Raw genomic sequence first — 14,219 nt, 5'->3', positions numbered from 1 at the left:
AATTTTAGTTTCTTTTTTAACGTATCGCACAATCGGTACCTTAAATCTTACCTGATGGCAGAAACGCTAAAAAATCAAGGCTTTTGTGTGCATGTTTACGATTATCTGGATACCAAAATTGATCAGGCCATAAATTTTGACCTATTTATTGGCCATAATAAAACTTTTAACGAAATCTCACTTAAGCTAAATAAACAATGTAAAAAAATATTATTGACTACAGGCTCATCTCCTTTTTATGATAACGAAATGTTGGCCAGTAGACAAAATTATGTTCAGACACTGATGGGTACTAAGGAAAAATTTTATACACCTATGGAAGATATTGCCTACGTACCAAAAAATATAGAAGTTGCTGATGCTTTTTTTATGATCGGAAACAAATATATTAGTGATACCTGGAACATACCAGATCATAAGCATATTACTCATTTTTCTAATGTAAACAACATTAATTTTAGAATTAAGCAGCACAGAACTAACAATTTTATTTATTTATCAAGTGTTGGACAGTTGAGGCGTGGTTTAGACCTAATTTTAACAGTATTTAGTAAACGGCCCGAACGTATTTATATTTGTGGAGATTATAAAGGCCCTCTTTTTGATGAATTTCAGGATAAAATCAAAAATTCACCAAATATCAGACTAATGGGCTATGTTGATCAGACAAGTGATGGATTTCAAAAAATGGTAGATGATGCCGATTTTGCAATATTACCATCCTGTTCTGAAGGCCAATCTGGTTCTGTTCTAACCTTAATGAGTCATGGTCTCGTTCCGGTGATTACAGAGGCGGCAGGTTTTACGGATTTTAAGAAATACAGTGTGGCAATAACAGATTATACCATTCAAGAAGTTGAAAGTGCTGTTGAGAGATGTGTAAAAATGAAAGAGCAGGAGTTGTTTGAGAAGCGAAAATATTTGCTATCTCTACAAACGGAGCATACTCAAGAAAAATTTATAGAAAGATTTACTGAAGCCATTAATACAGTATGAAACCATTTTTCTCAATAATTATTGCTACTTATAACTCTGAGAGATATTTAGAATCTTCACTCCAAAGTATTGTAAATCAGAGTTTAAAAGATTATGAGATTATTGTAGTTGATGGGGGAAGTAAAGATGGAACTTTAGCTATTGTTGAACAGTACAAGAATAAGATTGCTATTGTAATTTCAGAAAAAGATGATGGAATTTACGATGCTTGGAATAAGGGGGTAAAAATGGCCACTGGTGATTGGATTTCTTTCCTGGGATCGGATGATGTTTTTTATCCAGATTGTTTGATAAATTATTACCAATATATTCAGGCAAACCACGGACTGGAATACGTTAGCTCAAAAGTGAATTTGCTGAATATGGATGGAAGTGTGCTTAGAACAATAGGCAAACCGTGGGATTGGAAATCTTTTCGAAGATATATGTGTGTGGCACATGTTGGGTCAATGCATAAATCAACATTATATGAGCGTTATGGATTTTATGATAGCTTTTATAAAACGGCGGGTGATTATGAATTTTTATTGCGCTCCAGAGAAAGTTTAAAAACTGGATTTTTTGATAAAATAACCGCCGGAATGCAGGTTGGTGGCGTAAGTACAAATTTTAGCGCTTATAAGGAAACTTATAGAGCTAAAATTACAACAGGTAATGTTTCAAAAGCGATTGCCTTGTATGATTGGTTAATTGCTTTTGGAATTTTTTATGGCAGAAAGATATTTAAGTTATGAAGAATTATATTTTGTACTCTTCATTATTATGTATATTTTGTGAAAGGTTTGTAATTCACGGTCTAATACCCTTTGATTTAAGGTTTTATTATTTCATATACATCATCAATCTTTTTATCATTGGTTTATCTAAACTTGCTTTGCGGATCAAGATTGGACACTTAATTGTCTATCTAGTTTTTGTATTATCCTCTTTGTATGGATTAATTAGAGGCACAAATACATTAGGTAGCCTTTCGTTTCAGGTAGTCGGTATTTTTTTTTGTAGTCTATATTATTATAATTTTTATAGAGCATTGGACTTTGATATTAAACGAATTTTTAGGCTCTATGTTGATATGTCCGTATTTTTTGCAAGCTTAGGCATATTTGCATTTGTTGTAATCCTCCCATTTGTGCCAAATATTGTGCATACCGTAGAAAGTACAATGAGTGAACCAGCCGTGTATTCCTATACAGTATTACCTGCAATGTATTATTGCATTCAGGTTTCCCTGAAGGAAAAGAAAGGTTATTGGAGAACATTTATTATACTATTGTCACTGCTGTTAAGTGGATCGAGTATAGGTTACTTGGGCTTAATTCTTTGTGTGGTTTTTTTGATCAAAAAGATTTCTTTTACAAAAGCCATCGTCGCAATATCGGTTACTGCTATATTGATTTCGGGAATTTATGTTGTTTCCGAAAAATTTAGGGTAAGGATAGACGACTCGGTGAAGGTAATTACAACAAAAAATCTAGCTGAAGCCAACCTAAGTACTTATGCATTATTAAGTAATGCATTCGTAGCTATAGAAAGTTTTAAAGAAAGTCCAATTATTGGCAACGGTCTAGGCTCTCACCCTACTTCACATGATAGATTTGTTGGGAATATCGACGGGGTAGATGAATTCGAACAGTATATGCAGTTAAATTCCAAGGATGCATCGAGCCTATTTTTGAGATTAACTTCTGAACTCGGATTAATGGGGATTTGTTGCGCCTTTTTTTTTATCATCAGATTTTATCCTAGTAGTAAAGTTGAAATAAAAAACTTTCCCGAATTGCACATTATACAAAAGGCAACACTTGTTTATTTTTTGCTCAAACTATTGCGGGCAGGACATTATTTTTCGCCAGAATTCTATTTTTTTTTATTTATATATTATTTAGCGTATGTTGTGCTAAAAGAAGATATGCATAAACTACAAACCAATGGCTGAAGCGATAGAAGGGCCTAAAGTTAGATCTATTCCAGAAATTGATGGATTACGCGCAATTGCAATTATTCAAGTGGTATTTTTTCATCTTTATATTTATATTAAATATAAAACTGGTTATGCAAATGACATTGACGAAAATAATATTCTAGTTTCGTTCGCAAAAAATGGTCATCAAGGAGTGGAACTATTTTTTGTAATAAGCGGATTTATAATTGCATTACCGTATATTAAGGGTAGGACATTACAGATTGGAGATTTTTATAAAAAAAGGCTTGTACGCATACTTCCATCATATTACATCACTTTAATTATATTTCTCATATTATATTTACTTCAACATCAAAAAGATCAACAACAACTTTTTGATCAATTTTTAGCTTCAATAACATTTTTATCTAATGTCATTTTAGGAAAAGCAACAAGTACAAATCCAGTTGGATGGTCATTAGAAGTTGAAATTCAGTTTTATTTGTTATTGCCATTGATTACTCTTTTGTTAAAACTTAAAAATAAAACTGTTTATATTTTATTGCTTGCTATCATCGCAATTGGCCCAATCCTCAATTACAGCTTGGCTACGAAAGAATTATATCCTTCTCTGCTTAACTACATCCATTTTTTCTTTTTGGGGATTCTAATCGCCAAATTATACATTTCCAAGCAAGCTATTTCTTTTGGAGCAATAATCGAACTGGTGATTGCTTTAGCTGCGCTATTATGTATGTTTATATTAGATTTTAGCTCAATACAACATATTTATTTACATTTGATATTGTTATTTATACTATTTTATTTAACAGTAAATAGCGATTTTCTAAAAAAGATATTTGGAAACAAAATTTTAGCAACTATTGGTGTGCTGAGTTTCAGCATTTACCTTATCCATTATCAATTGATCGCAATTTTTGGAGAGTTCATATTCAATCACTTCCTCGTAGCGCAAAATCCATTTAACGTTGGGATTTCAATTTTTTTGATCTTCTGCGTCGTAGCCTTAGGAAGTTATATGTTTTACGTTATGATAGAGAGAATGTTGATGAATTTGTTTAAAAGGAAATAAAAAGTATTTTGAAGAAGGTAATAATAATTAGTGGTGCAAATCTGTTTAGTGGTGGTACACTTTCTATAATTCAAGATTGCTTACAGTATATTGATGAAAATTTAACCGCCCTTTATCGGGTAATTGCCCTTGTAAATGATAAAACAAATTTTGTAGGCTTAAAAAACGTAGAACTTATCGAAATCCCTAAAGCTAGAAATAGCTATTTTCATAGGTTATATTACGAATATTTTAAGTATAAATCGTTGTCACGTAAGTGGAGGCCTTCTTTGTGGTTTTCTTTAAATGACATGTCTTCAAACGTCTTCGCTGATACGAGAGCTGTATATTGTCATAACCCTTCACCTTTTAGAAAAATAACTGCTAGAGATTTAGTAGATCAACCAAAATTGTTCTTTTTTTCTCTTTTTTATAAATACGTTTATCGCATCAATATACATAAAAACAGCTACGTAGTTGTACAACAAAAATGGATAAAAGAACAGTTCGTTCATTGTTTTAATCTCCATCGTAAAAAAGTTATAGTAGCAAATCCCCATAATTCTAGTGATATTACAATAGGAGATAGCTTTCGGCAGGAAGAAATAAAAATATTTTTCTATCCAGCTATGGCGAGACCATTTAAAAATTTTGAAGTTATAATTGAGGCAGTTAAGATATTGGAACGAAATGGAGTGAAAGATTTTACAGTTGTTCTAACGATATCAGGATTGGAAAATAATTACGCAAAACGAATAGTAAAACAAGCAGAAGGATTGAATAATATTAAGTTTACTGGTCTGCTAGATAGAAATGAAGTAGAAGAATATTATAAAGCTGCCGTATGTTTGCTATTTCCTTCAAAATTGGAAACATGGGGGTTACCGATTACTGAATTTAAAAAGTATAATAAAACAATTTTTTTAGCAGATTTACCATATGCAAAAGAAACCTTAGGACTTTATGATAAGGCGGTTTTTTTTGATCAGGATTCGGGAACTACATTAGCCGATCTAATGTACAAAATAATTAAAGGCGAACATATAAACTACTCATTAACTTGTCAGATCACATATGATTCTCCTTACTCTGAAAATTGGAAAGAATTATTTGACATACTGTTAGATGATAAATAAAACCGTAACTGGATCTATAGTGTTATACAACACTGATATTGACGAAATTACTAACTTAATCGAATTTATATTAAAAAAAATCGATTATTTATACCTTATTGACAATTCTCCAACAGATAAACTTAAGGATTTAGCTTCTATTGGTGATAATTTAGATTATTTTCATCTATCTTCTAATCCTGGCTTTGGGGTTGCACATAATGTTACTATTAGAAACAGTATTGAAAGCGGCTCAAAATACCATTTTATTATCAATCCAGATATAGAGATCAGAGAAGATGTTTTTACTCCGATGATAGACTTTATGGAAAAGCACCCGGATGTTGGAATGATGATGCCTAAGGTTTTAAACAAAGATGGTTCTGTACAAAATTTACCAAAGCTGCTACCTCATCCAGTTTGGATATTTAGAAGAAAGCTGAAAAAAATAGATCCTTTTGGTAAAGCATTTATAAATAATTATGAATTAAGGATGGTGCCGAAGGACCTAATATATAATGTGCCAATTCTTTCGGGATGCTTTACGTTGTTAAGATTAGATGCAATAAAAAAGGTTGGAATGTATGATGAAAATTTTTTTATGTATTTCGAAGATTTTGATTTTTCTAGAAGGATGCATCAAAAATATAAAACAGTTTATTTTCCAGAGGTTTCTGTGATACATGGATATGAGGGAGGTGCGAATAAGAGCTGGAAATTATTCAAGATTTTTATTAAATCTATGATTACTTATTTCAATAAATGGGGTTGGTTTTTTGACGAAGAAAGAAAGAAATTTAATAAAGAGACCCTGAAACAATTTAAGAAATGAAATTGTTAATCACTGGTTCGTCAGGTTTTGTTGGCCAAAATCTTTTGGAATATTTAGAAGGTTTTGAAATTTATAGTATTACTCGCAATCAATTAAATACACCCTCCCTTGAGCAGTTGAATAGTTGTGATACGCTTATTCATCTAGCAGGGAAAGCCCATGACTTAAAGCAAACTTCAAATCCCCAGGAGTACTATCAAGTTAATTTTGAATTGACCAAACAGCTTTATGATGCTTTTTTGCACTCAGACGCTAAGAAATTCATATTCATCAGTTCGGTAAAAGTGGCAGCAGATACAGTAGAAGGAATATTAAACGAGGAGGTTAAGCCGGATCCGCAAACAGATTATGGTAAATCTAAATTAATGGCAGAAGAGTATATTCAGTCACAGGTTTTGCCAGAGGGAAAATCATATTATATACTTCGTCCCTGCATGATCCACGGGCCAGGAAATAAGGGAAATCTGAATTTGCTTTATAGGCTGGTAGCAAAGGGAATTCCCTATCCATTAGCTGCATTTGAAAATAAGCGCTCTTTTTTAAGTATAGAGAATTTATGTTTTGTGATAAAGGAATTGATAGAACGTTCGGATATTTTTTCCGGTGTATATCATGTAGCAGATGATGAAGCGATTTCTACGAATGAATTGATAAATGTGATATCTGGAGCTTTAGAAATTAAACCAAGGCTTTGGAAAATTAATTCCGGCTCTATCCGTTTGCTGGCTAAAATAGGAGATACTCTTCGATTACCGCTAAATTCCGAACGCTTAAAAAAACTGACTGAGAGCTATGTAGTATCTAATAGTAAGATAAAAGGCGCATTGGGAAAGGAGTTTCCTGTAGAAGCAAGGGCGGGTTTGAGAAAAACTATATTGTCTTTTAAGGAGTAAATTGCCGGAAAATTAACTTTTGTTGATAGCAAAGCAAGAACGCAATTGGGGTGGAATCCCAGAAGGGTTTTGGATGTGGATTTTTTGAAGTAGAATCGTTGCTCGTTTTCCGTTGTTCGTTTATAGAGGGGAACAAACGAAAGACGAATAATAATTGACCATGAAGATATTCCCTCCGCATAGGTTTCGAGTCCTGAGGTTCTCGAAGGGCTCAACCTTACCCGCTCCTATAAGCAGGCTCCCTGTCACCCTGATGGTTCGAGAGCCTCACCATGACAAGTCGAAGGGGCATTTGCAGTGTAGGTTGTTTTTTTATTTCAAAGGTAATTTGTGATTCAGACCATGGACCCAAAAGAAGCATCTTATCGCAATACAACAATAGAAGCGTGGTTTCCTACAAGATAAAGTCATGATGAATCAATATGGGGATAATAACTCCCTGCTAAATCTTAATCTGTAACTTTTATTTATCAAAATATTGCATATTAAAACTAAAAATTAAATTTTAACCAAAAATATTTTGTTTTTATAGCTATAAAATTTATATTCAATGATTGTATTGGTTGTCTATGTTTCTTTTTGTATGTGAATTTGAAACATAAAATTAATTGTATGGCCGATATGGTATATATGCCGCAGCTGTAAATTAAGATTTCAGGTTGCTTTATAGTTACAGGTTTCTGTCCCGAAACAGATAATTGTTTCTTGTCTTATCCGATACGCTCAGGCAATCCGTCTTTTTATTTAACCGGCCAACCTGTCAAAAGTTTGGCTCCAATAACTGTTTACTATGTCTATATTAAATTTTAAGGTAGGTAAATTAGACTCGTTGGATTTTGTTTTAGCGGGAGCTTGCTTAAGAGCGACTTTTTATACCGAAAACTTTAATGAAAGGGTGGGAATATGCAGGTAAACTTTAAGATTATCGAGATTTTATCGAAGATAAACACAAATTTGGAATTGATATTGATCCACCTGACTCAAATTGATGATGAAAAAGAAGAAGATGTTTGGATGGATGCTTATGAGGTGATGCAATTATTTAATATCCATAGGAGTACGCTATATCGTTGGAAAATTGAGAAAATTTTACAACCCAGAAAGCTGGGAAAGAAAGATTTGTATCTGAAGTCAGAAATTGAAAAGGCAATCAGGGGATGAAAGTAATTGTTAATTTGGAAAGAGGAAATGATTTAATTCTTATTCAGGCCATAGACCATAGACCATAGACCATAGACCAAGAGATTGCCACTTCGCCCTTACGCAAAAAGTCTCTCTCTGCTCATCGCAATGACAAAATGTGTTGGTAGTTTCCGTGAAATCTTTTAATCCTTATAATCCGTGATTCAGACCATAGACGATAGACCATGGACCAAAAGATTGCCACTTCGCCCTTACGCACAAAGTCTCCTTTGGCTCATCGCAATGACAAAATGTGGTGATTCAGACCATAGACAATGGACCATAGTCCATGGACTAAGAGATTGCCGCTTCGCCCTTACGCACAAATCCTTTCTTTGCTCATCGTAATGACACAACCGTAACATGGAAGGAAGGCCATGAATCCGTGAAATCTTATAATCCGTGATTCAGACGATATTTGTTGTTCGTTATTCGACGGGCGATAGACGAAAAAAGATGGAGAATACTTCTCGTTTGTTTGAAGCATCTCCAAAGGAGCTTTAAAGCATCTCTAAACGAAGGATGCGTTTGGGTAATACTCTTGTCCATTGTAAATAAGTTTACGAGGGTATGAGTTGTAAATTCTTTTTTAATCTTTTCAGTCAAAATAATTCGGAGACAAAGGAATCTTCCCTCCCTATATGTTCTATTTTGTTCTATTTATGTTGCATTCTGTTCTATTATGTTCTTTTTGGTTTTGGGGTATATGAAATTAAAAATCAGCTATTTATGTTTGATCTGTCAATGCGAAAAATACCGGTATAAGACAAGCAAAGACAGGGTTTATTTTTTAACATTTAAATTTTTAAAAATGGCAAAATCGAAAAGAAACGTTGTAACTCATGGGTTGAGTGGACTGATCGGCGACCTGCTGGTTTTTAGGCAGAGAGCCGGAAAGACTATTGTAGCCAATCGGCCAAAGCCATCGGTAAAGCCTCCCACCACAGCTATGCTTAAAGTGAGGGGTATGTTTAGGAAAGCCGTGATTTATGCTACTAATATTATTCAAGACCTTACCCGGAAAGCTGAATATGAAAAGGCAGCAAAGAACGGTCAAAGTGCTTTTAATGTGGCATTTGCTGATTACCTGAAAGGGCCTGAGATAGAAGAGGATTTATCATTTGCTAATTACACGGGGCAAACAGGTCAAAAATTGGTTGCTAGTATTATCGACAATTTCAGAGTGGCGTCTGTAAACTTTAGTATTCGTGATGCCGGAGGAGACCTGATTGAAAGCGGTGAAGCGGAACAATCTGAAGATGGGTTAGATTGGGTGTACACCACTACTGTAGATAATCCATCGTTTGCGGGAGGTGTGGTGATTGTAAAAGCTTACGATCAGCCTGGTAATGAAACGCTGGTTCAGGTGATGGTGTAGTTTTGAGTATCTCGTAGCTAGTATCAATTATTTTGATATTACCGGGAAGATACTCAGGTTAATTTAAGGATGTCTAAAGTGCCGTTCTTTGTATTAGGTGGCAAGCGGAGGTTTAATCCTGATTCATCGGAAAATCAATATGAATGACGTTGCAGCAAGAGATTGCTTCGTCGTAACCTCCTCGCAACGACAAAAATTGAAGGCCATTGAAAGGCAATTAAGTTGTCTCATTGTCAGTTGTTTAGTCGATTGTTAATGGTAGACTAAGGGAGTTGTCATGCTAACTTCCCGGATCGAGTTCGGGACAAGTTGATTCAGCATCTCTGACTCAGAGGAAGGATGGAAAAGAATCTTGTTTTTTATCTTCCTTTAGTCAGCAGATCTTGCAAGGAGTTCAGAGCTTGGACCTTCTCGGGAATGACCCATCATGTATGGTTCTCCTTTGGTCTGATGCCTATGGGAAATACAGGGGCGGCGCTTAGACATCCAATTTCTTGAAAATTTAAATAAAATATCATGGCAAAAGTAAAACCGGGTAGCTTGTTTGATGGGCTGTCGGGCAAGCTGGGAGGCTTCGTGTTTTGTACCGGGGCAAATGGAACCATAGTAAAGGTGGCGCCTAAGGTCCGTTCGGTCCATAAACCAACGGTGTCCCAACAGGCAGCCCGGGCTCGTTTTAATATGGCTAACAAATTTTTGGTACGGGCAGGCCGACTCATCAGATTAGCCAAAGGTAGTGAGGAGAATATTAGCCCCGCATTGACTGTTAAAAATTTAATGAATGAGGTTATAAGGGGGCAATATCCAAACTTTTTTATAGACTATACCCATTTGAAAGTAAGTGCAGGCACACTGACGACCCCTAAAGCAGCTTCGATTAAACAGATTGAGGACCGAATTTTTGCTGTGCGCTGGGGCAATAGAAAGCGGTCGAGACCTGCAGAAGTAATTGTGGCTATGTACAGTCCGCTACAGGACTGCTGGGAAATAGAATCTTCTCCTTTAAACAGTAAATGTATGGTTATCGAAATTCCCCGTTATATCAACGAAGTTTTGGAGTGTTATCTTTTTTTTCGCTACAGAGATGGTACAAGGGTTTCGGATAGTATGTATCTGGGAAGTGTGGTTTGTGCCCAAAATAGCTCAATAAATTATTAATATGGCTGAGTCTGTGGGTTAGGAAGCAGGTAATTGGTGTCAGGTATTAGGATTGGTTTGGTAAAATGATAAATGACTTTTGGATATCCCAGGGTTATATCAAAATGACAACATTTTTATTGTTGACACAGTCCCTTATCAGCCCATAGCGAATATCGATCAACGACTAACCTATTGTCTCTGCCTCGGTTGTTAACTTTTAAATTTTTAGTATTATGCTAGTTTACAGTTTTAAAAAATGGGGTTTCCCAGAGGTTTTTTATAATAAAGAGAGGGGCTTGATTGTGCTGGTTTTATTGCTGTTTGTACTCTCTCCACAAGTATTGCGCAGTTTAGATTTTACTGCCGCTCCGGTAGATATAGGGATTTTATCTGCTGTTTTATTAACTGTACTGGCCTTTTTGTTATTTAAGCTACTTACATGGTGGTTGATAAATAACATCTGGCCGGTTTTGGGGGAATATTCCCGAGAACATTTTGAACGTAATTTTAAATCACTGTTATCATGGCAAAAAGTAATTATTTATCTTTCTTTTTATTTGCTCTTGTTGTTTGGCTTTGTTTTTACTTTTATAGCGGTTCTATAATAGATTCTGAGGTTTCTTCGGGGAAACAATGCAATGGTTCGGGAAACAGAAGTCTGTATGCTTCCGTTATATCAGGTTCTGACCATACGAAGAGAGAACTGTTAAGACAAATATACCTGAAAGAACTAGGGGTAAGAGAGTTTTCTAATCGGAATGATGGGGAACGTGTAGAAACCTATCTGGCTTATACCGGTAATAAAAAAGGAGACGCATGGTGTGCGGCTTTTGTTTGCTGGGTATTGGGTAAAGCCGGAGTGGTTAATCCGAGGTCTGCCTGGAGTCCGGATCTGTTTCCTAAAAACCGCATAGTCTGGCAATATAACCAAAACAAGAAAATGACCCCCGGAAAAGGTGATGTGTTTGCCATTTGGTTTGCAGATAAAGGCAGGATAGCCCATTGTGGATTTGTAGATGAATGGAACGATAAATGGGTGGTGACTGTTGAGGGAAATACTACTGAAAGCGGTAGTAGGGAAGGTGATGGGGTGTATAGAAAACGACGTATGGGGAATACTTTATTTGCAGTAGCTACGTGGGTGGTGAGAAAGGAGGACATGCATGATCTTTAGATGTTGTTTGTTGATTCTTTTTTTGGGAGGTTCTTGTCGGTTGGTACACCGGGACTGGAAAAGGGAAAAACAAGAGCTCATGGAAAAAAGGGAGGAGGAGGTTTTGACATCCACAATTTATGAAAATGTACAGGAGTTGTTTAACAGACAAAAAGTGGTATTAAAGGATTGGGAAATGATGCTTAAGGATGTTGATTTTGGTAAAAATGATAGCACCTTGAGTTCTAGGTCAGGGAGCCTTAGTATGCATATGAAGGTGAGGGAATATACACAGGATGAGCTGGCAAAAACCAAAGACATGGTGGCACGTGATTCGCTGGTCAATAAAATCGAGAGGAAGGAACAAAGTGTACTGGTTACAGAAGAGTATAAGGAAAACTTCAGGCTTAGCTCCGCTTTATTATTAGCGTGTGGTGTGTTTTTAGTGTTGCTGTTATACTTTAAATGGCGATGAATGTTTTTTCTCTTTGTGATAGCTGTTTTTCTTTTGAGGCCTTTTTGATAGGGGGTGTTTCGCAGGCTAGCAATGACGCTCCATATTTGGACGTATCGTCAAGCATTTCGACAAACAGGAGAAATCTTTGTAAGAACATGTTATAATAAGATTCCTCCTGTGGTCGGAATGGAGAAAAACTGGTGGTTCATGATTTTTCGGACATCGTAGTATCCGTGAAATCTTTTAATCTGTTATTCAGGCCAGACCAGACTATAGACCATGGACCATGGACCAAGAGATTGCCACTTCGCTCTTACGCACAAAGCCTTTCTTTGCTCATCGCAATGACAAAATGTGTTGGTTAAGACCATGGACGATGGACCAAAAGATTGCCACTTCGCCCTTACGCCCAAAGCCTCTCTTTGCTCATCGCAATGACATTATTTAGCCTCTTTTCCGTTCTTTGCGAGCTCCTTTTCCGCTACAATTCTTCTTAATCCTGAACTGGAAAAACGATGGTCCCTTTTATTGTAGTAAAGCTCTATACCTCGTTCTTCGCAGTATTTGCGACCTGTAAAAGTTTTGTCCTGATATTCTTCGCCAATAATGCGTACATCAATTTTAAATGATTTTAGAATATCTTCCAAATCTTCTTCCGTAACATAAGGTACAATCTCGTCTACATATTTACAGCCTTTCAGCTGTATATATCTTTCTACTACGGTTTGTGTAGGTTTATTTTTTTCAGGCCTGTCTAAGGTTGGGTCAACCTGTAAACCTGCAATCAGGTAGTCACATTGTCTTTTTGCATCTTCCAGCATTTTTACATGACCTGCATGAAATAGGTCAAAAGCACTAAAAGTAATTCCAACTCTCATAGATATTCGTATAAAATTGAACAATCAAAATCAAATATAAGGCTTTAGTATTAACTATGGTAAAATATTATTATTGTAAATAAAGAGTAGTTTTAATTTAAGTAGTTGAGTTTTGGATAATTGAAGAAGGTATATGTTTTGTAATTAAATTATCAAGTGCTAATTTCGCTGCTACTGATAACCCGTTTGAGATGCTATTTTTATTTTTTGCTTATTTTATTTTGTTCTTTCTGCTTGAAAAGATTTATTTTAAGATTGCCGATAGGTACAATATCATAGATAAACCAAATTTAAGGAGCTCTCATACCGAAGTAACCCTGCGTGGAGGAGGGATAATATTTCCTATAGCCATTATTATAGGTATATTATATTACCAGCCCGATTTGTGGTTGGTGGCTTTAAGTATCTTTTCTATCTCGTTGATTAGTTTTCTGGATGATATTTTAACTCTAAGTAATAAATTGCGCCTGGGCGTACATTTTGTGTCACTAGCAATGATTGTGTTTGAATGCTTTGCTTCCTATACCAACTCTTGGGAATTGCGTGATATAATTTTATTGACCGTGACGTTTATAATAGGTATAGGAATAATAAATGCCTATAATTTTATGGATGGGATTAATGGAATAACTGTTGTTTATTCTTTTATTACTTTGTTGGGGATTTATTTTGTACAGGAGGAAAAAGGGTTGTTGCTGTTAGAGAAATCTGTATATGTCGTGGTGTTTTCGGCCCTGGTGGTATTTGGTTTTTTCAATATAAGAAAAAAAGCGAAGACCTTTTCCGGAGATGTGGGGAGTATAGCGATGGCTTTGTTTCTCTCTTTTTTAATTCTGAAATTAATTGTTTTGACACATGATCTTCGTTGGATTTTACTTTTGGGGATTTATGGAATAGATTCGGTAGCAACTATATTTTGCAGATTATTACGAAAAGAGAATATCTTTGAGGCGCATCGGTCGCATTTTTATCAGTACCTGGCGAATGAAACTAAATTAAGCCATATACAAGTATCCGTTATGTATGCCTTTACCCAGGCTATTTTAACACTTTTATTGTTGCAAGATAATGTGTTGTATGCGCTAACCTTTTTTCTGTTTTTAATAGCTGTTTATATCTATATCAGAATAAAGTTAGAGGGATTGAGTAGGTTGTTTAGTAAGTATTGATACTCCTGAGACTTAATGTTGCTTTATATTATTTTCTATCCCGATCAGATT

Annotated in this window: 15 protein-coding genes; 13 read left to right on the top strand and 2 right to left on the bottom strand. The window is 35.3% G+C overall.

Annotation, left to right across the window (positions count from 1 at the left end; all coding sequences use genetic code 11):
• Positions 1-54 precede the first annotated feature (54 nt).
• The 10 genes from ACFSAH_RS03950 to ACFSAH_RS03905 all read left to right on the top strand — a co-directional run bounded on the left by ACFSAH_RS03950 (position 55) and on the right by ACFSAH_RS03905 (position 10,529).
• The gene (locus ACFSAH_RS03950) at positions 55-996 is read left to right on the top strand and encodes a glycosyltransferase (RefSeq protein ID WP_379661396.1); all 942 of its coding nucleotides are present in this window, start codon (positions 55-57) and stop codon (positions 994-996) included.
• A complete protein-coding gene (locus ACFSAH_RS03945) occupies positions 993-1,730 on the top strand; it encodes a glycosyltransferase family 2 protein (RefSeq protein WP_379661395.1) in 738 nt (245 codons plus the stop codon). Before ACFSAH_RS03950 ends, ACFSAH_RS03945 begins: the two co-directional genes overlap by 4 nt.
• Positions 1,727-2,932 (top strand): O-antigen ligase family protein, encoded by a 1,206-nt coding sequence (locus ACFSAH_RS03940; protein WP_379661394.1) that lies wholly within the window; start codon positions 1,727-1,729, stop codon positions 2,930-2,932. Before ACFSAH_RS03945 ends, ACFSAH_RS03940 begins: the two co-directional genes overlap by 4 nt.
• A complete protein-coding gene (locus ACFSAH_RS03935) occupies positions 2,925-3,992 on the top strand; it encodes an acyltransferase family protein (protein ID WP_379661393.1) in 1,068 nt (355 codons plus the stop codon). The genes ACFSAH_RS03940 and ACFSAH_RS03935 overlap by 8 nt, the downstream gene beginning before the upstream one ends.
• An 8-nt stretch (positions 3,993-4,000) precedes the next feature.
• Complete coding sequence (locus ACFSAH_RS03930; protein WP_379661392.1) at positions 4,001-5,107, top strand: glycosyltransferase; 1,107 nt, start codon at positions 4,001-4,003, stop codon at positions 5,105-5,107.
• Entirely contained in the window at positions 5,097-5,918 is an 822-nt protein-coding gene (locus ACFSAH_RS03925; protein ID WP_379661391.1) for a glycosyltransferase, read from the top strand. Before ACFSAH_RS03930 ends, ACFSAH_RS03925 begins: the two co-directional genes overlap by 11 nt.
• Positions 5,915-6,811 (top strand): NAD-dependent epimerase/dehydratase family protein, encoded by an 897-nt coding sequence (locus tag ACFSAH_RS03920; protein WP_379661390.1) that lies wholly within the window; start codon positions 5,915-5,917, stop codon positions 6,809-6,811. Before ACFSAH_RS03925 ends, ACFSAH_RS03920 begins: the two co-directional genes overlap by 4 nt.
• 903 nt (positions 6,812-7,714) lie before the next feature.
• Positions 7,715-7,972, top strand: coding sequence for a helix-turn-helix domain-containing protein (locus ACFSAH_RS03915; RefSeq protein ID WP_379661389.1), 258 nt, complete (start codon positions 7,715-7,717; stop codon positions 7,970-7,972).
• An 832-nt stretch (positions 7,973-8,804) separates the two neighbouring features.
• Positions 8,805-9,371: a hypothetical protein gene (locus ACFSAH_RS03910; protein ID WP_379661388.1), complete on the top strand. Its 567-nt coding sequence runs from the start codon at positions 8,805-8,807 to the stop codon at positions 9,369-9,371.
• A 516-nt stretch (positions 9,372-9,887) separates the two neighbouring features.
• Positions 9,888-10,529 (top strand): DUF6266 family protein, encoded by a 642-nt coding sequence (locus ACFSAH_RS03905; protein WP_379661387.1) that lies wholly within the window; start codon positions 9,888-9,890, stop codon positions 10,527-10,529.
• Between the two features lie 259 nt (positions 10,530-10,788).
• On the opposite strand, the gene ACFSAH_RS03900 is transcribed toward ACFSAH_RS03905, so the two are convergent.
• Positions 10,789-10,971 (bottom strand): hypothetical protein, encoded by a 183-nt coding sequence (locus tag ACFSAH_RS03900; protein ID WP_379661386.1) that lies wholly within the window; start codon positions 10,969-10,971, stop codon positions 10,789-10,791.
• A 63-nt stretch (positions 10,972-11,034) separates the two neighbouring features.
• Between ACFSAH_RS03900 and ACFSAH_RS03895 the strand changes: the two genes are divergently transcribed.
• Both ACFSAH_RS03895 and ACFSAH_RS03890 read left to right on the top strand, forming a co-directional pair.
• A complete protein-coding gene (locus tag ACFSAH_RS03895; RefSeq protein ID WP_379661385.1) occupies positions 11,035-11,685 on the top strand; it encodes a C40 family peptidase in 651 nt (216 codons plus the stop codon).
• Positions 11,686-11,764: 79 nt separating this feature from the next.
• A complete protein-coding gene (locus ACFSAH_RS03890; protein WP_379661384.1) occupies positions 11,765-12,139 on the top strand; it encodes an uL4 family ribosomal protein in 375 nt (124 codons plus the stop codon).
• A 422-nt stretch (positions 12,140-12,561) separates the two neighbouring features.
• Here ACFSAH_RS03890 and ACFSAH_RS03885 read toward each other — a convergent pair whose 3' ends face one another.
• The gene (locus ACFSAH_RS03885) at positions 12,562-12,999 is read right to left on the bottom strand and encodes an adenylyltransferase/cytidyltransferase family protein (protein ID WP_379661383.1); all 438 of its coding nucleotides are present in this window, start codon (positions 12,997-12,999) and stop codon (positions 12,562-12,564) included.
• Between the two features lie 191 nt (positions 13,000-13,190).
• On the opposite strand from ACFSAH_RS03885, the gene ACFSAH_RS03880 reads away from it, so the two are divergent.
• The gene (locus ACFSAH_RS03880; RefSeq protein ID WP_379661382.1) at positions 13,191-14,168 is read left to right on the top strand and encodes an MraY family glycosyltransferase; all 978 of its coding nucleotides are present in this window, start codon (positions 13,191-13,193) and stop codon (positions 14,166-14,168) included.
• Positions 14,169-14,219: the final 51 nt, after the last annotated feature.

Origin of the sequence: Pseudopedobacter beijingensis (genome assembly GCF_042678145.1) — a bacterium.
Lineage (GTDB): Bacteria > Bacteroidota > Bacteroidia > Sphingobacteriales > Sphingobacteriaceae > Pseudopedobacter > Pseudopedobacter beijingensis.
The sequence above is the reverse complement of the archived record's forward strand: the minus strand, read 5'-3'. Positions and strand labels throughout refer to the sequence as shown.